Here is a 21,850-nt window from a genome sequence, read left to right on the forward strand (position 1 = left end):
TGTGAGCACCACTGATACGCGCGTCGCCCCGTCGACCCTGCGCACGACGACCGGACGCGAGGCCACCCGCTGGGTCACGGCGCACTGCCGCGAAGTGCCCTGGCTGACGGCCGCCACCGTGCTCACCACGGTGGCCGGGGCGGCGCTCCAGGTACTCCCGCTGCTGCTTCTCGGCCGGGTCGTGGACGGGGTGGTCGCGGGCGAATCCCGCTCCATCCTGGTCACGACAGGGGTGCTGATGGTGGCCGCCGCGCTGCTCGGCGCGGCGGCCACCGCCCTGTCGGCCTACCTGGTCGGGCGGCTGGGCGCGGACCTCCTCGCGCGGCTGCGGGAAGGCGCCGTACGGGCGGTGCTGGGGATGCCGAGCGCACGCATCGAGCAGGTCGGCCGGGGAGACGTGCTGTCCCGGGTCGGCGACGACGTCGCCGTACTGTCCCGGGGCATCCGCACGGCCGTCCCCACGGTGTTCTCGGCGGGCGTGCTGGTGGTCATCGCCACGCTCGGCATGTTCGGCCTGGACTGGCGGCTCGGCCTGGCCGGCGCCGGCGCGCTGCCCGCGTACGCGCTGGCCCTGCGCTGGTACCTGCCCCGCTCCGCCCCCCTCTACCGCAAGCAGCGCGCGGTCCAGGCCGACCGCGCGCAGGCGCTGATCAGTGGGCTCAACGGGATCGACACGGTCCGGGCGTACCGCCTGGAGGGGGCCGTCCGCGAGAAGGTCACCAGCGAATCGTGGCGGGTGCGCGAACTCGGCATCGAGGTGTTCCGGCTCTTCGGCCGGTTCGTCGGCCGGGAGAACCGCGCCGAGTTCATCGGCCTGGTCCTGATCCTCGTGGTCGGGTACGCCCTGCTGGAGGCCGACGCCGCCAGCCTGGGCGAGGTGTCGGCAGCCCCGCTGCTGTTCCACCGGCTGTTCACCCCGCTGGGCTCCATCATGTTCACCTTCGACGAGGCCCAGAAGTCGGGCGCGAGCCTGACACGGCTGGTCGGCGTACTGGGGGAGGACGCGGAGGACCGGCTGGTCGGCGCCCCGGGCGTCGCACCGGCGGCGGACGTGCCGTACGCGGTGACGGTGGAGGGGCTCACGTTCGGCTATCCCGACAGCGAGGAGCCGGTCCTGCGGGACGTCAACCTGACGATTCCGGCCGGGGGTTCGCTCGCACTGGTGGGGGCGACGGGCGCGGGCAAGTCGACCCTGGCCGCGCTGATCGCGGGCATCGGGACCCCGCAGGCCGGGTCGGTGCGCATCGGGCCGACCGACCTCGCCGGTCTGGACGAGGCCGGGGCGCGGGCCCTGGTGAGCATCCTGACGCAGGAGACGCACGTGTTCTCCGGCCCGCTCGCCGACGACCTGCGGCTGGCCGCGCCGGAAGCGACCGACGCCGAGCTGATGGACGCCCTGCGCACGGTCGGCGCCGACACGTGGGTCGAGGCGCTGCCGGGCGGAACGGGCGCCCTGGTCGGTGAGGGCGGCGAGCGCCTGGACGTCACCAAGGTCGCCCAGATCGCCCTCGCCCGGCTGGTGCTGGCCCGGTCCCCGGTGGTGGTCCTCGACGAGTCCACGGCGGAAGCGGGCAGCGAGGGCGCGGCCGAGCTGGAACGGGCGGTGCTCGCCGCGTGCGCCGGCCGGACCACGCTGTTCGTGGCGCACCGGCTGACGCAGGCGATGGCGGCGGACCGGATCGCCGTGCTGGACGCGGGCCGCGTCGTGGAGCACGGCACGCACGACGAGCTGGTGGCCCTGGGCGGCCGGTACGCGCGCCTGTGGCGGGCCTGGCGCGAGGGCAGCTAGCCCACCCCGATCCGGGTGGGCCGACTTACGGACTGTGAAAGGGCGTTGAGTCTCGATGACGGAACAGACCGCTCGTCTCGTGCGGCTTTCTCCCACACGCCTGGCCGGCGTGCGCCGACGAACAGGCGACTACTCCGACAGGACCATCGCCCACGCGTGCGCCATCGGGCTGTCGTACTGGGCGAGGGGCCTGAGCCCGGACGGCATGGAGCTCACCTCCGCCACCCTGTTCGCCGACGTCCTCGGGTGGGTCGACAACGGCGGTGCCGGGGCGCCCGGTTGGGAGGTCGGCGCGGACGGCCGCAGCATCGCCGTCCCGGACGGCGTCGTACCGGCCGACGCGCAGCTCGCGCTGGACGACCTGGCCGACTTCCCGGACCGGTCCCTCGCCAGCATCGGCCCGTCGAGCGTCGCGGCGCGGCTCGCGAGCCTCGCCGAATGGAACGACACCGGGGCGGACCGGGTCCGCCCGACCATCGTGGAGATGTTCCGCGAGCAGGCCCGGACCAGGCCCGACGCCGTTGCCGTCGTCGACGAGCACCGTTCACTGACGTACCGTCAAGTAGCTGAACTCTCCGCCCAGTTGGCCCACCACCTGATCGCTAGCGGCATCACCGCCGAACAGGTCGTCGGCATCTCCCTGAGCCGCTCCGCCGACATGGTGATCGGGCTGCTCGGGGTGCTCCAGGCGGGAGCCGCGTTCGTCCCGCTCGACCCGCAGTGGCCGGCCGCGCGCCGGGCCGTCGTCATCGACGACGCCCGCGTCGTCCTGCAGCTGGGCGGCCCGGGTGAGCACGACCCGGGTGAACCGCCGACCGTGGTCGTGGACCTCGCCGACTGGCGGTACGGCTCCCACCCCGGCGACGGCACCGGGATCACCGTCCCCGGCGACGCGCTCGCCTACGTGATCTTCACCTCCGGTTCGACCGGCCGGCCCAAGGGCGCGATGATCCGGCACGAAGCGATCAGCGAGCGCCTGCTGTGGCAGGTCGACGAGATCCTGCGCTTCGGCCACGACGACGCCTCGCTGTTCAAGGCGCCGCTGTCCTTCGACATCTCCATCAACGAGATCTTCCTGCCCCTGGTGTCCGGCGGCCGGCTGGTGGTCCTGCGCCCCGGCGGCGAACGCGACCCGCACCACCTGCTCGGCGTGATCGCCGAGCAGCGCGTCACCTTCACCTACCTGGTCTCGTCCATGCTGGACGTGCTGCTGGAGATCGCGGGCGACTCCGGGCGGCTCGACAGCCTGCGGCACGTGTGGTGCGGCGGCGAGGTGCTGACCCCGGAGCTGTACGAACGGTTCCGCACCCGGCTCGACATACCCATGTACCACGGCTACGGCCCGGCCGAGACGACGATCGGCGTCTCGCACGTCATCTACCGGGGCGCGGCGGAACGCCTGTCCACATCGATCGGCAAGGCCAACCCCAACACCCAGCTGTACGTCCTGGACGAAGAACTGCGGCCGGTCCCGGTCGGGGTCGGCGGCGAACTGTACGTCGGAGGCTTCCTCCTGGGGCGCGGATACGTGGGCGCACCCGGCCTGACCGCCTCCCGCTTCGTCGCCAATCCCTTCGCCGGGGACGGGTCCCGGCTGTACCGGACCGGTGACCTCGCACGGTTCGCCCCGGACGGCTCGCTGGACTTCCTCGGCCGCGCCGACAACCAGATCAAGATCCGCGGCATGCGCCTGGAGATCGAGGACGTCGAGGTCGGCCTCGCGGAACACCCCGCCGTACGGCACACCTGCGTCCTCGCGAAGAAGAACGCGGCCGGCGGCACCTACCTCGTGGGCTACGTGATCCCGGCCGCCGGGAGCGAGGACCTGCGGGCGGACGAGGTCAAGGCGTGGGCCGCCGGGCACATGGTGGACTACATGGTGCCCACCCACGTCGTCGTGATGAAGGAGTTCCCGCTCACCGCGAACGGCAAGCTCGACCGCGGCGCGCTGCCCGAACCCGAGCTCGGCACGGGCGCGCTCGTGGCACCGGCCACCGAGAACGAACGCCTGGTGTGCGAGGCCGTCGCGGCCCTGCTGCGACTGGACGAGGTCGGCGTCGACCAGGACTTCTTCCAGCTCGGCGGAGACAGCCTCCTGGCCATTTCGCTCCTGAGCGCCCTGCGCACCGTGGGTCTCCACGTCACACCCCGGCAGATCTTCACCCACAGCGTCATCGGCGCGCTGGCGGCCGTGGCGAGCCGCGAGGGCGCGGCCGCCGTGGACCACGGCGACGTCGCGACCGGTTCGGTCGCGGGATCGCCCGTCGTGCGGTGGCTCGGCGAGACCACGGACGCCATCGACGGCTTCGTCCAGTCGGTGGTGCTGAACACCCCGGCCGACCTGACCGCCGGGGCCCTGGACGAGATCCTCGCCGCCGTGGTCGCACGGCACGACATGCTGCGCGCCAGGCTGGTGCGCGGCGACCGCTGGAGCTTCGACATCCCGGAGGCCGACGGGACAGCACCGGGATGGCAGGAGGAGGACGACCTGCCCCTCGACGCGTGCGTCGCGCTCGCCACCGCCGGGCTGGACCCGGACAACGGCGTGATGCTGCGTGCCGTCTGGCGCCGCGCGGCACGCCAGCTGGTCGTGGTCGTCCACCACGTGGTGATCGACGGCGTGTCCTGGCGGATCCTGCGGGAGGACCTCGCCACGGCCTGGCAGCGGTTCGCCGACGGCACCCCGCTCGAACTTCCGCCGGTGGGAACCTCGTTCCGACGCTGGACGCAGTTGCTGGAGCGCGCTGCCTTCGACGAGGACCGCGCCCACTACCGGCGCCCCCTGCCGGGGGCGGACGCACCGGTGGGCCGGCGCGCGCCGGCCGCCGCCGACACCGTCGAGCGGGAGCGGGCGACCACCGTCTCGGTCGGCCCCGAGGTCACGGCCGCGCTGCTCGGCGAGGTCCCCGCCAGGTTCCACGCGGGCGTCAACGGCGTACTGCTGACCGCGCTCGCCGTCACCCTCGCCCGGTGGCGCCGCGACCTCGGGCAGGACCAGACGTTCGCACACATCGAACTGGAGGGCCACGGCCGCGAAGGCCACCTGCTGGCCGCAGCGGCCGGGTTCGAACCCGAACTCTCCCGGACCGTCGGCTGGTTCACCACCCTCTTCCCGGTCACCGTGGACCCCGGAGCGGCGGCCGACCTCACCGCGCCCGCCTACCTGGCCACCGCCCTCAAGGCCGTCAAGGAAGACCTCGCCCGGGTTCCGGGCAACGGCCTTTCCTACGGCGTCCTGCGATACCTGGGCGGCGGCACCGGGTCCGACGCGCCCGCGCCCCAGGTCCTGTTCAACTACCTCGGACGCTTCGAGGCCGGAGCCTCGGGCGACTGGGAACTCAGCGGCAGCACCGACCAGTTGGGGGAGCGGCGCGACCCCCGGATGCGCCTGCCGCGCGCCCTGGAGTTCAACGCGATCGCCGAACCCGCCCCGACGGCCGGTGCGTACGAGCTGACCACCACCCTCTCCTGGCCCCAGGGGATGTTCACCGACGAGGACATCGAGACCATCGGCGGGTACTTCCGGGAGGCCCTGGCCGGACTGGCCGGACTGGCCGCACTCGACCAAGGCGGGCACTCTCCCAGCGACTTCGGCCTGGTGGCGCTCACCCAGGCCGACGTCGACGACCTGGACGGACCCGCGTTGCACGACGTCCTGCCGTTGACCCCGCTGCAGGAGGGCCTGTACTTCCACTCGGTCTTCGACGACGACTCCGCGGGCAGCTACGTGGAGCAGCAGCTGCTGAGACTGGACGGGGAAGTGGACCCCGGCCGACTCGCGGCGGCGGCCACCAGGCTGCTCTCGCTCTTCCCCAACCTGGCCGCCCGGTTCACGGCCCTCGCCGACGGCCGCGTGGTCTCCGTACTGGAAAGCGGAGTGGAGGCCCCGTTCACCACGCTGGACCGCCCCGGCATCACCGACGAGGAGATCCGCGACATCGCCGAGCGGGACCGTCGCGCGGGGTTCGACCTGGCCGCCGGCCCGCTCATGCGGTACACGCTCATCCGCGCCGGCTCCGGCCGCGACGTCCTGGTGCAGACCGTCCACCACATCATCGCCGACGGCTGGTCCGTGCCCCCGATGCTCCGCGCGCTGCTCGCCGAGTACCACGCACCGGGCACCGTGTACCCGCGCGGCGGCTTCGCCGACTACGTGCGCTGGCTCGCCGAGCGCGACGAGGACGAGAGCGACCGGGTGTGGCGCGAGCAGCTCGCCGAACTGTCCGGCCCCTCGCTGGTCGCCGAGGGACACACCCCGTCCGACCGGTTCGCCGACACGGCCGTGGAGCCGCAGGACGACATCGACGAGGCCGCCCGGTCGGCCGGGGTGCCGCTGAGCGTGGCCGTGCACAGCGCCTGGGCGGTGACGCTCGGCGACCTCCTGCACGGCAGGGACGTCGTGTTCGGCTCCACGGTGTCCGGGCGCGACGCGGACGTGCCCGGCATCGCCGACATGGTGGGTCTGTTCATCAACACGATCCCCGTACGTGCCCGGTGGGCCGCCGGCGCCACGGCGCAGGAGCTGCTCGCCTCGGTACGGGAACACCAGAGCGCGGTGCTGCCGCACCAGCACGTCTCGCTGGCGCGCATCGGCCGCCAGGCCGGCGCCGGACCGCTCTTCGACACCCTGGTGGTCTTCGACGTCGCGACCGACGTCGAGGGCCTGCGCGGACCGGACGACACGCTCGTCGTCACCGACATCGTGAACGAAGGCGCCCCGCACTACCCGCTGACGCTCGTGGTGGAACGCGCACTCGACGGCCGTCCGCGCTTCAACCTCATCCACGACGGCGCCCTGCTGCGGGAAGCGACCGCGCAGGCGATCCTGCACACCTTCACCCGCACCCTCACCGGTCTGCTCACCCGACCGGACGCCCTGGTCGAGGACCTCGCCCGCGAGGACACCCGGCGGCCCGCACGGATCACCCCGACGACCCTGGGCACGCTCTTCGACGCCGCCGCGCAGCGCTACCCTGCCGCCACCGCCGTCACCCAGTGCGCCCTCGACGGCGCCGGCCGCTCCCTCACCTACGGCGAACTGGCCCGGGCCAAGGACGAGCTGGCCTCGGTCCTGCGCGCGGCCGGCGTCCGGCCGGGCGAACGGGTCGCCGTCGCCGTACCCCGCTCCCTGGAGCAGGTCGTCGCCCTGGTCGCCATCGTCTCCGCGGGCGGCGCGTACGTGCCTCTCGACCTGGCGTACCCGGACGAACGGCTGGAGTACGTCCTCGCCGACGCCGCCCCGCAGGTCGTGCTCGTGGACCGTGAACAGCGGGACCGCTTCACGCGGCTGCTGGACCGGGCGGGCGTGCCGGCCCGCGTGCTCGTACAGGGGGACGAGGCGCCCCGGGAAACCGCCCCGCCGGCGGCCGGGTCCGAGGCGGACTGGCACGATCCGGCGTACGTGATCTACACGTCCGGATCGACCGGGCGGCCCAAGGGCGTCGTCGTCCCGCACTCCAGCGTGGTGACCCTGCTCGCGAACACCCGGCCCGACATGGACTTCGGCCCGCACGACGTGTGGGTCCAGTTCCACTCGTACTCCTTCGACTTCGCGGTCTGGGAGCTGTGGGGCGCGCTCACACACGGCGCCGAACTGCTGGTGCCCGAGTACGGGCTGACCCGCTCCCCGGTCGACTTCCACCGGCTGGTGTGCGAGCGCGGAGTGACCGTGCTCAACCAGACCCCCTCGGCCTTCTACCAGTTCATCGAGGCCGACCGGCAGGCCGGCGAGCCGCTCCCCGCATTGCGCCGGGTCGTCTTCGGAGGCGAGGCGCTGGACCTCGGGCGGCTGCGCGGCTGGGTCGAGCGGCACGGCGCCGCCTCGCCCGAGCTGGTCAACATGTACGGCATCACCGAGACCACCGTCCACGTCACCCACCGGGTCCTGACCGACGGGGACTTCGAGCACGGCGACGACGTCAGCCCGATCGGCGCGCCGATCCCCGGCCTGGTCACCTACCTGCTCGACGACCGGCTCCGGCCCGTCCCGCCCGGCCGGGTGGGCGCCATCTACGTGGCCGGCGACCAGGTCTCGCTCGGCTACCTGGGCCGGCCCGGACTCACCGCGGGCCGGTTCGTGGCCGACCCGTTCGCGGGCGGCGGCTCCCGCATGTACCACACGGGCGACCTCGCCCGCCGCACCCTCGACGGGGAACTGGAGTTCGCCGGCCGCGCCGACGACCAGGTGCAGCTCAAGGGCTTCCGCATCGAGCTCGGCGAGGTGGAGTCCGCGATCAGGGAGCTCGACGGCGTGGTCGACGTGGCCGTGACCGTCGCGGACAGCGGCGACCACCTGGTCGCGCACGTCGTGGGCCGGGTCCCCGGGGACCCCGGCGCCCTCACCCGCCCGCTGTCCGCGAAGCTGCCCGCGCACATGGTGCCCGGCCTGGTCCTCCCGGTCGACGCCCTGCCGCTGACCGTCAACGGCAAACTGGACCGCAAGGCCCTCGTCGAGCGGGCCGCACACCACGACACCCCGGTGGCCGCGACCGGCTCCGCACTCACCGCGCTGGTCGGCATCTTCACCGACACGCTGCCCGGTGTCGCCGTGGACGGTGACACCGACTTCTTCAGGGCCGGGGGCGACAGCATCCTCGCCATCACCGTGGTCAACCGGGCCCGGGTACTCGGCCTGACCATCGCCCCCCGGGACGTGTTCCTGCTCAAGACCCCGCACGCCCTCGCCGAACACCTGGCGACGATCACCCCGCAGGCCGCGGCGTCGACACCCGCACCCACCCCCGCCGCCCGCGAGGACGGCCCGCTGACACCCACGCCGATCATCCTGCGCCAGCGGGAACTGGGCGGCTCCCTCGCCCGGTTCGCCCAGGCCAGGACGCTCGTCGCGGCCGAGGGCACCGGCTTCGCCGACGTCGAGCGCGCCGCGAACGCCCTCGTGGCGGCCCACCCGGCCCTGCGGCTGCGGCTGCGCGTCGAGCACGGGGTGTGGTCCCTGCGCACCGAACCCGCCCGCGCGGTCACCGTCGTACGCGTGGACACCGCCGGCGCCACTGGTGCCGGCGCCACCGATGCGACGACCGCCGCGAACGAAGCCGCCGGACGGCTCGATCCCGAGGCCGGGGACGTCATCGCGTTCACCTGGCTGGAGGCGAGCCGGACCCTGGTGGTCACCGTGCACCACCTGGCCGTCGACTCGGTGTCCTGGCTGGTCCTGCTGGACGACCTGGCCGCCGCCCTGCGCGGCACGCCCCCGGCGCCGGCCACCACCTCCTACGCCGAGTACGCGGAGGCCCTGGCGCACCGGTCCGCCCACGTCACCGACGACCTCGGGCACTGGATCACCACCCTCCAGGCGCCCCCGCTGCTGCCCGCCGTCGAGGGGCTGCGCGAGACCACGGTCGTCCTCCCGTCCGACGTCAGCGACCTCGTGACGCGTACCGCACCCGCCGCCCTCGGCATCGGGCTCACCGAGCTGCTCTGCGGCGCGCTGCGCACCGCACTGACCCGCGTGCAGCCCTCGCCCACCGATCTCGCCGTCGACCTGGAGCGGCACGGCCGGGTCCCGGTGCTCGCCCACCACGACTACACCCGTACGGTCGGCTGGTTCACCTCCATCGCACCCGTGCGGCTCACCGCGCACACCGACCCCGTGGCGGCCGCCCGCGAGGTGGCCGAACGGCAGCCGGACGAGCGGGCGCACGTCGCCTACGGCCAGCTCAGGTACCTCAACCCGCAGACGGCCCCCCTGCTGGACACCCGCCCGCAGGTGCTGTTCAACTACCTCGGCCGGGGCAGCGAGTCCCAGGCCCTCCACCTGACCGGCGGCGACCAGGGCAGCCCGTACGCCGTCGAGGTCAACGCGTGGACCGACGCGGCCACCGGCAGCCTGCACGCGGCCTTCACCCTCGCCGACGGCGTGCCCGACGAGATCACCGGGCACTGGCTGCGGGCACTGGAACGCGTCGCGGACGCCTCCACGACCGCCGAGCGCACGGCGCCGGTCACCCCGCTCCAGCGGGGCCTGTTCTTCCAGGCGCAGCTCGCCGGACCGGCCGGACACTACGTCGCGCAGAGCTGGTTCACCTTCGACCGGCGCCTGGACACCGACGCGCTGGCCGAGGCGATGGCGTGGGTCATCGCGAGGCACCCGGTGGTGGGCGCCGGCTTCACCACCGACGACGACGGCAACGCCGTACAGGTCCTCGCCGCGGGCCGGCGGGTCGGCGTCCGTACGCTCACTCTCGCCACGGACGAAGAGGTCGACGCCCTGCTCGCCAGGGACCGCGACACCGGATTCGACCCGGGTGAGCCGCCGTTGATCCGGCTGACCGTGGTGCGGCTGCCCGACCACCGCGACGGCCTGCTGCTGAGCTACCACCTGCTGCTGTGGGACGGCTGGTCCCGCGAGATCGTGCTGCGGGACCTCTTCGACGCCTACCAGGCCGCCGTCGCGGGCGAGTTGACCGCCCCGGCCCCGGCGACACCGGGCTTCGAGGACTACGCCCGCGCGCTCGACGCCAAGGACGCGGCCGTATCGGAGCGCTTCTGGGCCGAGCACCTGACGGGCCTCCCGGGCCCGACGCTGCTCGCCGGACCGGCCCCGGACCTCGTGGCCGACCTGCCGCGCACCCTCGTGCACACGCTCCCCGCCGACCAGTCGGAACTGCTGCGGGAAGCGGCCAGGACGCACGGCGTCACCCTGAACTCGGTGCTGACCGGCGCGTTCGGCCTCCTCCTGGGCGCACGCACGGGCCGCAGCGACGCCGTGTTCGGCGTGACCGTCTCCGGCCGCGAGGGCGAGGGCCTGTCCGACATCGTCGGCGTGCTCCTCAACACCGTGCCCATGTGGACGCGGGCCCGGCCCGGCGACACGGCCGGTGCGTACCTGTCCGCCGTACAGGCGGCGAGGGTCGCGGCCATGGAGCACGAGCACCTCGGACTCGGCGAGATCCAGCGGGCCAGCGGCCACGACACCCTGTTCGACAACCTGTTCGTGCTCCAGAACTTCCTGGACATGGACGCGTTCGCCGAGATGAACACCCGGCACGGCATCACCGCCGTGCGCGCCGACGACTCCACGCACTACCCCTTCACCTGGGTCGTCACCCCCGGCGACCGGCTCACGGTCAAGCTGGAGTACCGCGACCACGACACGGCGGCCGCCCGCCGGCTCCTCGACGACTACCTGCGCGTGCTCGACGACCTGGCCCGGTCCACCGGCCCGGTGGGCGCGCTGCCGGGCCTGGAACCGCGGCCCGGACCGGCCGACCGCACCGACATCGGCACCGACACCGTGGTCGACCGTTTCGACCGGGCGGCGGACCGAGACCCGCAGCGGGTCGCGCTCGTCGCCCACGGCCGGACCATGACCTTCGCGAGCCTCCGCGACCGCAGCCGCGCCGTGGCGGGGGTGCTCGCCCGGCGCGGCATCGGCCCCGAGAAGACCGTGGCCCTCGCCGTCCCGCGCTCCCTCGACTCGATCGTGGCGCTGTTCGCCGTACTGCGCACCGGCGCCGCGTACGTCCCGCTGGAGCTGGACCACCCGGACGAGCGGATCGCGGCGATCGTCGCGGACGCCCGCCCCGACGTGATCCTCACCGTGAGCGCCGTGGCGCCCCGGCTGACCGGCGACCTGATCGAGCTGGACCGGCCCCTCCCCGAGGCCGGACCGTTCGTGACGTTCGCGCCGGACGACCCCGACCGCCTGCGGCACCCCGCGTACACGATCTACACCTCCGGATCGACCGGGCGCCCGAAGGGCGTGGTGACCGAGTACGCCGGGCTGACCAACATGCTGATCAACCACCAGCGGCGGATCTTCGAGCCGGTGCTGGCCGAGCACGGCCACCGGGTCTTCCGCATCGCGCACACCGTGTCCTTCGCCTTCGACATGTCGTGGGAGGAGCTGCTGTGGCTCGCCGACGGCCACGAGGTGCACATCTGCGACGAGGAACTGCGCCGCGACGCCCCCCGGCTCGTCGAGTACTGCCTCGAGCACGGCATCGACGTCATCAACGTGACCCCGACCTACGCGCAGCAGCTGGTGGCCGAGGGCCTGCTCGACAACCCGGCGCGGCGGCCGGCCCTGGTGCTGCTGGGCGGCGAAGCCGTCACCCCGACGCTGTGGCAGCGGCTCGCCGAGACCGGGGGCACCGCCGGCTACAACCTGTACGGGCCCACCGAGTACACCATCAACACCCTCGGCGTCGGCACCTTCGAATGCCAGGACCCGGTGGTGGGCGTACCGATCGACAACACCGACGTGTACGTACTGGACCCGTGGCTGCGCCCGCTGCCCGACGGGGTCCCCGGTGAGCTGTACGTGGCGGGCATCGGCATCGCCCGCGGCTACCTCGGCCAGCCCGGCCAGACGGCGGACCGGTTCGTCGCCTGCCCGTTCGGCGCGCCGGGCGAGCGGATGTACCGCACCGGGGACCTCGTGCTCCGGCGGCCCGACGGGAACCTCGCGTACCTCGGCCGCACCGACCAGCAGGTCAAGATCCGGGGCCACCGCGTCGAACTGGGCGAGGTCGAGGCCGCGTTCGCCGCGCACCCGGCGGTCCGCTTCGTCGCCGCGGTCGCCCAGCCCGACCCGCAGGTCGACGGCGCCCACCGGCTGGCCGCCTACCTCGTGCTGGACGGAGCCGAGTTGCCGGCGGTGGCCGCCCAAGTGGGCGCCGCACTGCCGGACTTCCTGCGCCCGACGCACTACGCCCAGGTCGACGGCATCCCGCTGACGGTGAACGGGAAGGCCGACACCAAGGCACTGCCCGAGGCAAAGCCGCTCGGCGCGCTGACGACGGCGGGGGAGCGCGGCCCGGAGACCGAGACCGAGACCGTCGTGTGCGAGTTCTTCGCAGAGGCACTGGACCTGGACGATGACGAGGTGAGCGCGGTGAGCGACTTCGTGTCCCTCGGAGGACACTCCATGCTGGCGGTGCGGCTGATCGGGCTGCTCCGCCGCGAGTACGGTCCTGTGATCACGATCCGTGATCTGTTCACCCTGCGCACCCCGGAAGCGATTGCCCGCCACCTCGATGAAGACTCCTGACACGCAGCGGCCCTCCGTGGGGTCCGACATCCTCCGTACCGCACTGCGCCGCAACGTCGGCGCCATGACCTGGGGCACCGTCCTCATGGGCCTCTACCAGGCCGGTGAGACCGCCTTCCCCATCGCCCTCGGCCTGATCGTCGAGCACACGATGCGGGGGGAGCGCAGCCTCGGCGCCCTCGCGGTGTCCATCGCCGCGCTCGCCCTGATCATCACGACCGTGTCGCTGTCGTGGCGGTTCGGCATGCGCATCCTGCAGAAGGCCAACACCACCGAGGCGCACCGCTGGCGGGTGCGCGTCGCGGACTGCGGACTCCAGCCGGTGGCCCGGGACGTCGACCTCAAGTCCGGCGAGGTGCTGACCATCGCCACCGAGGACGCCGACCAGACCGCCGACATCATCGAGGTGGTGCCGCTGCTGATCAGCTCACTGGTCGCGGTGCTGGTGGCGGCGGTCGCGCTGGGCCTCGCCGACCTGCGGCTCGGCCTGCTGGTGATCGTGGGAACCGTCGCGATCCTGTCGATCCTGAGCGTGATGTCCAAACGGATCGGCTCCAGCACCCGCGAACAGCAGGCCCGGGTCGCGCGGGCGGGCGCGAAGGTCGCCGATCTGATCACCGGCCTGCGCCCGCTGCACGGGTTCGGCGGCAACCACGCCGCGTTCCGCTCCTACCGGAAGGTCAGCACGGAGGCGAAGCAGCAGGCGGTCACCGTGGCCCTGGCGAACGGCGCGTACGCGGGCACCGCCATGGCCCTGAACGCCGTCCTCGCCGTCTCCGTGACCCTGACGGCGGGCTGGCTGGCGTTCGACGGCCGGATCACCATCGGCGAACTCGTCATGGCCGTCGGGCTGGCCCAGTTCATCATGGAGCCGCTCAAGATGTTCTCGGACATGCCCAAGTACGTGATGATGGCCCGCGCTTCGGCCGAGCGGATGGCGCTGGTGCTGGCCGCGCCACCGGTGACGGCCTCGGGGCCGGAGCGCCCGGCCGCGGGCGGGGACCTGGAGATCGACTGCGTCCGGTACGGGTCCCTGCGCGACCTGAAGTTCCAGGTGCCGGCCGGCGAGTTCGTGGCGATCGCCGTCTACCAGCCGCGCTCCGCGGCCGATCTCGCCTCGATCCTGGCCGTCAGGATCCCGCCGGACGCGTACGAGGGAGTGGTGCGGGTCAGCGGGGAGGACATCGCCGGCCTGTCCATCGAGGCGGTCCGCGAGCACATGCTGGTGAACCCGTACGAGGGGGAGATCTTCGCGGGCACCCTCCGCACGAACATCGACCCCTCGGGCACCAGCGGCACGCTCGCCGAGGCCGTGGAGGCGTCCATGCTGACCGACGTCGTCGCGTTGCACCGCGAAGGGCTCGACTACGGGGTCCGCGACCGCGGGGCGAACCTCTCCGGAGGACAGCGGCAGCGGCTGTCCCTGGCCCGCGCCCTCGCCGCCGACAGCGACATCCTCGTACTGCACGACCCGACGACGGCCGTCGACGCGGTCACGGAACAGCTCATCGCGCGCAACATCGCGGAGCTGCGCCGGGGCCGCACCACCGTGGTGATCACCGGCAGCCCGGCCCTCCTGGACGCCGCCGACCGCGTCCTCGTCCTGGACGACGGGGTCATCACCGCCGAGGACACCCACCGCAACCTCCTCGCCACCGACGAGGACTACTGCCTGGCGGTGGCCCGCTGACGGCCTAGCCGAGGGCCCAGGCCACGTCCCTGAGCAGGGCGTGGCGCCAGCCCGCCCGGTCGTGGCCGGACGCCGAGCGGGAGACCCGTACGGTCGCACCGGCCCGTTCGGTCAGGGTCTCGACCAGCTCGCAGTGGGGCAGCATCCGCGCCTCGTGTTCCCCCACGTCGAAGGCGATCCGCAGACCGGACAGGTCGGGGCGCTCCCGCAGCCGCGCGGCGAGCGCCCCGCCGACCGGGCCGCTCAAGGGGTCCGGCAGGTCGGGGGCGCCGGGCGTCCACCAGAACGACGGCGACTGGCAGGCGACCCGGGACACCAGGTCCGGGAACTCCAGCGCCGCGTACAGCGCGCTCAGCCCGCCGAGGCTCTGCCCGGCGACCACCAGCCGGTCCACGTCGGCGGGCAGGCCGGACTCCGCCACCAGCGGCAGCAGTTCGTCCCGGACCCCCTCCCACAGCCCGGGCCTGCACCCGAACTCGGCCTCCCGGTCCCGGACCGGCAGGAAGACGAGGGTCACGGGGGGCATCTCGCCACTGGCGACGGCCGAGTCGAAGGCGGTCACGGCCGGATGCAGGTACAGCCAGTCGTCCCCGTCGAGCAGCAGGACCACCGGACCGCCACCGCCCGCCGCGTGCACCCGTACGGTGCGCCGGCCGCCGAGCCGGTCGCCGGACCAGCGGACCCGGGTGCGCGGGAGGGGCAGTACGTCGTCACCGCCGGGGTCCACGAGGGGCCAGTGCGGCTGGGCGGGAGCGTCGGGGGTCGCGGCGATGGACCGGTCGCCGCCCGCACCGGCCGGGTTGAACGGGTCGGCGTGCGCCGCGCCGTCGACGAGGAACTGGTAGGTCACGCGCAGCCGTGCGGGCATCGGGACCTCGGCGTACCAGCAGTCCGTGCCGGCCCACCGGCGCAGGGGTACCGGCTCCGACCAGCTCTCGAACCCGATGCTCGCCGGAGCGCCGCGCCACAGGAACAGGGTCACCCAACTCCCGTCGCCGGCACGGAGCGACGCCGGTGCCCCCGCGGCCGCCCAGAACGCCTCGGTGCCCGGTTCACCGGGCAGTCCGTACGCGGCGAAGGAGTGGTCCGGCCCGGCCCCGCGGCCGGAGACGGGATCGGTCAGGCGCATGCGGATCTCCTTGTGAGCAGCAAGGGGAAAGACTAAGCTCTTCCGAATTAGGCGAGCCTAACCTAATCATCACGTTCCCGGGAGGTACCGACCGTGAGCACCAACCCCTTCGACGACGCCGAGGGCCGCTTCCTCGTGCTGGTGAACCACGAGGGCCAGCACTCGCTGTGGCCGTCCTTCGCCGAGGTGCCCGGCGGGTGGACGACCGTCTTCGACGAGAACACCCGGGGCGCGTGCGTGGAGTACATCGAGGCCAACTGGAACGACCTGCGCCCCCGTTCCCTCGCCCGGTCCATGGACGCCTGACCCGCTCCGGACGACACCGACAGGGGGACGACACCGCCCATGCTGTGCACCAAGCTCATCAACGCCCGCTTCCTCACCATGGACCCGGACCACCCGGTCGCCCACCAACTGGGCATCTGGCACGGCCGGATCGTCGGCCTGGACGAAGCCGTGGCCGCCCTGCCCGCGCGCGAGGTGATCGACCTCCAGGGCGCCACCGTGCTCCCGGGGTTCATCGACGCGCACGTGCACCTGCCCTGGACCGGATTCACGCAGAACACCCCGAGCATCGCGGGCTGCACGCGGATCGACGAAGCGCTCGCCGTCGTGGCGGAGGCCGTCGCCCGGAAGAACTCGCCCGGATCCTGGGTGAGCATCGTCGGCTACGACCAGCGGGCGCTCGGGCGCCACCTGACGGCCGCCGAACTGGACACCGTCAGCCAGGGTCACAAGCTGTACCTGCTGCACGACTCCGGGCACGGCTGCGTCGTCAACACCGCCGTCCTGGACCTGCTCGCCGCGGACGTCCCCCACGAGAACGGCTTCCTCGCCGAGGGCGCGATGGGCGCCGCCCGCGCGCTGCGCCTGCCGTACTCCCAGGAGGAGGTGGCCGAATCCATCGGACGCGCCGCCCGCACCTGCCTGGCCGAGGGCATCACCGCCTGCGCCGAGGCGGGCATCGGCGGCGCCCTCTTCGGCCACACCCCCGTCGAACTGGGCGCCTACCAACTCGCCCGGGAGAAGGGCCTGCTGCCACTGCGGGTCCAGCTGATGGTCTCCGCCGACCGGCTGCGGCCGGTCGGCGCGCACGAGGCCGACGGCATCCCCAGGGCCCTCGACCTCGGCCTGCGCACCGGCTTCGGCGACGACTGGCTCTCCGTGGGCGCCCTGAAGATCTTCACCGACGGCGGCATGATGGCCCGTACCGCCGCCCTGAGCGCCCCGTACGAAGGGCTCGACCACGCCGGCCAGTTGCAGGACGACCCCGAGGTGCTCGCCCGGACGATCGTGGACGGCCACCTCGCCGGATGGCAGCTCGCCGTGCACGCCATCGGCGACCGCGCGGCCGACGTGGCCCTGGACGCCCTGGAACGCGCCCAGCGGCTGCGGCCCCGCCCCGGCGCCCGCCACCGCATCGAGCACGCCGGCCTGATCCGCCCCGACCAGCTCCCGCGCATCGCGCGACTGGGCGTCAGCGCCGTCGTCCAGCCCAGCTTCCTGCGCTACTTCGGCGACGACTACGCGGCGATCATGGGCGCCGAGCGGGCGCCCTGGCTGTACCGGGGCAGGGGATTCCTCGACCACGGCATCACCCTGGTCGGCAGTTCCGACCGGCCGGTGACGGACGGCTCCCCGCTGCGCGCCATCCAGTTCATGGTCGAGCGCGCCTCCGCATCCGGCCGGCTGATCGGCCCGGACGAGGGCATCACCGTGGACGAGGCCCTGCACGCCTACACCCTCGCCGGCGCCTACGCCTGCCACTGGGAGGACCGCGCGGGCAGTCTCACCCCGGGCAAGCGCGCCGACCTGGTCGTGCTCGGCGACGACCCGCGGAGCGTCGACGTCGCGCGCATCGGCGACATCGAGGTGGTGGCCACGTACGTCGACGGACGGGAGAGCGGAAAGTAGTCCGGCGCTCCGAAGGCCCGCCACGCCCCCACGGGCGCGGCGGGCCTTCGCCATGTGGCCCGACGGCGCCGTTGGCCGGATTCGCCTCCGGTGGGGACACGGGCCGCGCCCGGGGGCCACGTCACGCCGGGGAGGGCCGTCGGCCTCGGCGGCGAAGGCGGTCTGGACCAGGCCGAATACCGTCGGTCGCCTGGGCAAACGTACTGCGACTCAAGATCACTGCATCGAGGTAATGAGGACGGCGTGTCAGGGTCCGCCTGTCCTACCCGACGTTAGTGTTCCCCGGGATCTGGACGGATTCCCGAATTATCTCCCTCTTTTTCCTCTTTCACCGGTGACGTGCACGCATGCCGATCACCGCCCTTACGAAGGAGAGCTCGACCGATGACTGTTGACACGAGCCCGGAAACGCAGCTGGAACCGACCCAGCAGTCCAGCCTGAGCACGGCCGCCGCCCGCAACCTTGCCAGTACGACCAAGTCCGCCCCGCAGATGCAGGAGATCACCTCCCGGTGGCTGCTGCGCATGCTCCCCTGGGTGGAGACCAAGGGCGGCACCTACCGGGTGAACCGCCGGCTCAGCTACACCGTCGGCGACGGGCGCATCGAGTTCATCCAGGACGGCGGCGACGTCCGGGTGATCCCCCGCGAGCTCGGCGAACTCGCCCTGCTGCGCGGCTTCGAGGACGAGGAGGTGCTCGCCGCGCTCGCCGGCCGGTGCGTCCAGCGCGACTTCCGGGCCGGCGAGGTGCTGGTCGAACGCGGCACCCCCGCCGACCAGATCCACCTGATCGCCCACGGCCGGATCAGCCAGACCTCCGTCGGGAAGTACGGTGACGCGGTCGCCGTCGCCGTACTCGCCGATGGCGAGCAGTTCGGTGAGAACGCCCTGCTGGACGCGGACGCCGCGTGGGACTACACCGCCACCGCCGAGACGGCCGGCACCCTGCTCACCCTGTCCCGCGGCGAGTTCGCCGCCGTGCTGTCCGCGGCGCCGAGCCTCCAGGCCCACGTCCAGCGGTTCAGCTCGCTTCCCCACCAGCGGCAGAACAAGCACGGCGAGGCCGAGATCGCCATGTCGGCCGGCCACACGGGCGAGGCCGAACTGCCCGGTGCCTTCGTCGACTACGAGCTCAAGCCCCGCGAGTACGAGCTCTCCATCGCGCAGACCGTCCTGCGGATCCACACCAGGGTCGCCGACCTCTACAACGGGCCGCACAACCAGACCGAGGAGCAGCTCAGGCTCACCATCGAGGCGCTGCGCGAGCGCCAGGAGCACGAGCTGATCAACAACCGGGAGTTCGGCCTGCTCCACAACGCCGCCTTCAAGCAGCGCATCCAGACCCACTCCGGCCCGCCCACCCCGGACGACCTCGACGAGCTGCTCTGCCGCCGCCGCGGCTCCAAGTTCTTCCTCGCCCACCCCAGGGCGATCGCGGCGATCGGGCGAGAGTTCAACTCCCGCGGCCTCTACCCGGACCACGTCGACGTGGGCGGGCAGCAGGTCCCGGCCTGGCGCGGGGTCCCGATCCTGCCCTGCAACAAGATCCCCATCAGCAAGGAGAACACCAGCTCGGTCCTCGTCATGCGAACCGGCGAGGACAACCAGGGCGTCATCGGTCTGCGCCAGACCGGTCTGCCGGAGGAGTACGAGCCCGGCCTGTCGGTGCGCTTCATGGGCATCGACGAGAAGTCGATCATCTCCTACCTGGTCACCGCCTACTACTCCGCCGCCATCCTGGTGCCCGACGCGCTCGGCGTGCTGGAGAACGTGCAGATCGCCCGCAGGCGCGACTAGCGCGCCCCGGGACGCCCGGGCCACGGCCGGGCGCCCGGGCCGCCGCCACCCGCCGCCGTGCCCTCCGGCCCCGATCCGCCGGACCCTGCCGGCGCACCCGCCCCACGGCCCCGACGGTCCGGCCCGGACCGCTCCGGGCCCGCCGGGCGTGCCCGGGATCCGGGACAGTCCACCCACCCAGCAAGGAGCCACGGATGCCCGAGCCCGGGCCTTCCCCTCTGCAGTCGAGCCTGCCTGCCGCTGCGGCCCGTTTCGGGGCCCACGTCTTCGCCAACGCCCTGGCCTCCGGCATCGAGGCCGCCGGCGCCCTGGCCACCGTGCCCGCGGAAGCGCCCGCGGAAGCGCCCGCCGGGGTGCCCGCGGAAGTGCCCGTACCCCTCCTGCCCCCGGCGGGGCCCGTCGGCGTACCCGTGTCCGATGGGGGGCCCGCTGCCGTGGTGCGGCAGGCGAGCCCGGCCCTGGAGCGGATCCTGCGCGGACCCAGCGGGCTGGGCACGGCGAGCCTGCACCTGGCCGCCCGGGCCGAGGAGCCGCCGTACGCACCGGCGGCCCCGGCGCCCGAGGAGCCGGTGCCGGGCCGTCCGATCCCCGGCCTCTACTTCCACCCGGTCCCGGAGCCCGATCCCGCGCGGGTGGCGGAGGTCAGCCGCCGGATCAAGGACTGGGCGGTGGACGAGGTCGACCTGTACCCCGACGACTGGGAGGGCGAGTTCGACGGCTTCTCCGTCGGGCGCTACATGGTGGCCTGCCATCCGGACGCCCCCACCGTCGAGCACCTGATGCTCGCCACCCGGCTGATGGTCGCCGAGAACGCCGTCGACGACTGCTACTGCGAGGACCACGGCGGTTCGCCCATCGGCCTGGGCGGACGCCTCCTGATGGCGCACACCGCCCTCGACCCGCTCCACACGACGAAGGAGTACCAGCCGGAGTGGGCGCAGTCGCTCCACTCGGACGCGCCCCGGCGCGCCTACCGCTCCGCCATGGAGTACTTCCTCCAGCTGGCCAGCCCCAGCCAGGCCGACCGGTTCCGGCACGACATGGCCCGTCTGCACATGGGGTACCTCGCCGAAGCGGCCTGGGCCCAGACGGACCACGTCCCCGAGGTGTGGGAGTACCTGGCGATGCGCCAGTTCAACAACTTCCGCCCGTGCCCGACCATCACCGACGCCGTCGGCGGCTACGAACTGCCCGCGGACCTCCACGCGCCGGCCGCCATGCAGCGGGTCATCGCGCTCGCGGGCAACGCCACCACGATCGTCAACGACCTCTACTCCTACACCAAGGAACAAGCCAGCCCCGGCCGGCACCTGAACCTGCCCGTGGTGATCGCCGAACGCGAGGACATGTCCGAGCAGGAGGCCTACCTGAAGGCGGTCGAGGTCCACAACGACCTCATGCACGAGTTCGAAGCCGAATCCGCCGCCCTGGCGGCCGCCTGCCCCGTCCCGAGCGTGCTGCGCTTCCTGCGGGGCGTGGCCGTGTGGGTCGACGGCAACCACTACTGGCACCAGACCAACACCTATCGCTACAGCCTGCCCGACTTCTGGTAAGGATGGATTTATTCGTGACCAGCACTGATCTCACCACCGCCGTCACCTCTGCCGACCCGGCCGTGATCATCCCCTCCCCGGCGACGCCCTACCAGGGGGACATCGCCCGTTACTGGAACAACGAGGCCAGGCCCGTGAACCTGCGCCTCGGCGACGTCGACGGCCTTTACCACCACCACTACGGCATCGGCGACGTCGACCACGCCGCCCTCGGTGACGCCGGCGACAGCGCGTACGAGAAGAAGCTGGTCGCCGAGCTCCACCGGCTGGAGTCGGCGCAGGCCGAGGTCCTCCTGAACCACCTCGGCCCGATCGGCCGCGAGGACACCCTCGTGGACGCCGGCTGCGGCCGCGGCGGCTCGATGGTCATGGCCCACCAGCGCTTCGGATGCAAGGTCGAGGGCGTCACCCTGTCGGCCAAGCAGGCCGACTTCGCCAACCGGCGCGCCCACGAGCTCGGTATCGAGGACCACGTCCGCGCCCGCGTCTGCAACATGCTCAGCACGCCCTTCGAGACCGGGCAGGCCGCGGCCTCCTGGAACAACGAGTCGAGCATGTACGTCGACCTGCACGACCTCTTCGCCGAGCACTCCCGGGTCCTCCAGGTCGGCGGCCGCTACGTGACCATCACCGGCTGCTGGAACCCGCGGTACGGCCAGCCCTCGAAGTGGGTCTCCCAGATCAACATGCACTTCGAGTGCAACATCCACTCCCGCCGCGAGTACCTGCGCGCCATGGCCGACAATCGTCTCGTACCGCAGGCCGTCATCGACCTGACCCCCGAGACGCTGCCCTACTGGGAGCTGCGGGCCACGTCCTCGCTGGTCACCGGCATCGAGGAGGCGTTCATCGAGTCCTACAAGGACGGCTCCTTCCAGTACGTGCTGATCGCCGCCGACCGCGTCTGACCGACCGTCGGCCCGTGGGGCCGGGTCCGCCCCCCGGTGGACCCGGCCCCACCCGCCGC

The 21,850-nt window shown here is 72.9% G+C and carries 9 protein-coding genes; 8 read left to right on the forward strand and 1 reads right to left on the reverse strand.

Annotated features, from left to right (window positions below; translation table 11 throughout):
- Window position 1: 1 nt before the first annotated feature.
- The 3 genes from ACIPYQ_RS10420 to ACIPYQ_RS10430 are packed head-to-tail and all read left to right on the forward strand — an operon-like array spanning window position 2 to window position 14,490.
- Window positions 2-1,789: an ABC transporter ATP-binding protein gene (locus ACIPYQ_RS10420; RefSeq protein WP_401248426.1), complete on the forward strand. Its 1,788-nt coding sequence runs from the start codon at window positions 2-4 to the stop codon at window positions 1,787-1,789.
- Between the two features lie 55 nt (window positions 1,790-1,844).
- Window positions 1,845-12,800 (forward strand): amino acid adenylation domain-containing protein, encoded by a 10,956-nt coding sequence (locus ACIPYQ_RS10425; protein ID WP_401248429.1) that lies wholly within the window; start codon window positions 1,845-1,847, stop codon window positions 12,798-12,800.
- A complete protein-coding gene (locus tag ACIPYQ_RS10430) occupies window positions 12,787-14,490 on the forward strand; it encodes an ABC transporter ATP-binding protein (protein ID WP_401248432.1) in 1,704 nt (567 codons plus the stop codon). Before ACIPYQ_RS10425 ends, ACIPYQ_RS10430 begins: the two co-directional genes overlap by 14 nt.
- Before the next feature lie 4 nt (window positions 14,491-14,494).
- Here ACIPYQ_RS10430 and ACIPYQ_RS10435 read toward each other — a convergent pair whose 3' ends face one another.
- On the reverse strand, window positions 14,495-15,619 hold the full coding sequence (locus ACIPYQ_RS10435; protein ID WP_401248435.1) for an alpha/beta fold hydrolase: 1,125 nt from the start codon (window positions 15,617-15,619) through the stop codon (window positions 14,495-14,497).
- 93 nt (window positions 15,620-15,712) lie between these two features.
- On the opposite strand from ACIPYQ_RS10435, the gene ACIPYQ_RS10440 reads away from it, so the two are divergent.
- The 5 genes from ACIPYQ_RS10440 to ACIPYQ_RS10460 all read left to right on the forward strand — a co-directional run bounded on the left by ACIPYQ_RS10440 (window position 15,713) and on the right by ACIPYQ_RS10460 (window position 21,791).
- On the forward strand, window positions 15,713-15,925 hold the full coding sequence (locus ACIPYQ_RS10440; RefSeq protein WP_401248438.1) for an MbtH family protein: 213 nt from the start codon (window positions 15,713-15,715) through the stop codon (window positions 15,923-15,925).
- A gap of 39 nt (window positions 15,926-15,964) precedes the next feature.
- Window positions 15,965-17,533 carry an amidohydrolase gene (locus tag ACIPYQ_RS10445; RefSeq protein ID WP_401248441.1) on the forward strand — a complete coding sequence of 523 codons (1,569 nt, stop codon included), beginning with the start codon at window positions 15,965-15,967 and terminating at the stop codon, window positions 17,531-17,533.
- A gap of 384 nt (window positions 17,534-17,917) precedes the next feature.
- Window positions 17,918-19,330: a family 2B encapsulin nanocompartment shell protein gene (locus ACIPYQ_RS10450; protein ID WP_361756711.1), complete on the forward strand. Its 1,413-nt coding sequence runs from the start codon at window positions 17,918-17,920 to the stop codon at window positions 19,328-19,330.
- 194 nt (window positions 19,331-19,524) lie between these two features.
- Window positions 19,525-20,883, forward strand: coding sequence for a family 2 encapsulin nanocompartment cargo protein terpene cyclase (locus ACIPYQ_RS10455; RefSeq protein ID WP_401248445.1), 1,359 nt, complete (start codon window positions 19,525-19,527; stop codon window positions 20,881-20,883).
- A 14-nt stretch (window positions 20,884-20,897) separates the two neighbouring features.
- Complete coding sequence (locus ACIPYQ_RS10460; protein ID WP_361756717.1) at window positions 20,898-21,791, forward strand: geranyl diphosphate 2-C-methyltransferase; 894 nt, start codon at window positions 20,898-20,900, stop codon at window positions 21,789-21,791.
- The last annotated feature ends 59 nt before the right edge of the window (window positions 21,792-21,850 follow it).

Source organism: Streptomyces sp. NPDC090045, from assembly GCF_044747975.1.
Taxonomy (GTDB): Bacteria; Actinomycetota; Actinomycetes; order Streptomycetales; family Streptomycetaceae; genus Streptomyces.

What these genes read in the sequence shown, in the direction of transcription:
- ACIPYQ_RS10425 (WP_401248429.1), top strand. Translation starts at nt 1,845, where the DNA reads ATGACGGAACAGACCGCTCGTCTCGTGCGGCTTTCTCCCACACGCCTG.
- ACIPYQ_RS10430 (WP_401248432.1), top strand. Translation starts at nt 12,787, where the DNA reads ATGAAGACTCCTGACACGCAGCGGCCCTCCGTGGGGTCCGACATCCTC.
- ACIPYQ_RS10435 (WP_401248435.1), bottom strand. Translation starts at nt 15,619, where the DNA reads ATGCGCCTGACCGATCCCGTCTCCGGCCGCGGGGCCGGGCCGGACCAC.
- ACIPYQ_RS10445 (WP_401248441.1), top strand. Translation starts at nt 15,965, where the DNA reads ATGCTGTGCACCAAGCTCATCAACGCCCGCTTCCTCACCATGGACCCG.
- ACIPYQ_RS10450 (WP_361756711.1), top strand. Translation starts at nt 17,918, where the DNA reads ATGACTGTTGACACGAGCCCGGAAACGCAGCTGGAACCGACCCAGCAG.
- ACIPYQ_RS10455 (WP_401248445.1), top strand. Translation starts at nt 19,525, where the DNA reads ATGCCCGAGCCCGGGCCTTCCCCTCTGCAGTCGAGCCTGCCTGCCGCT.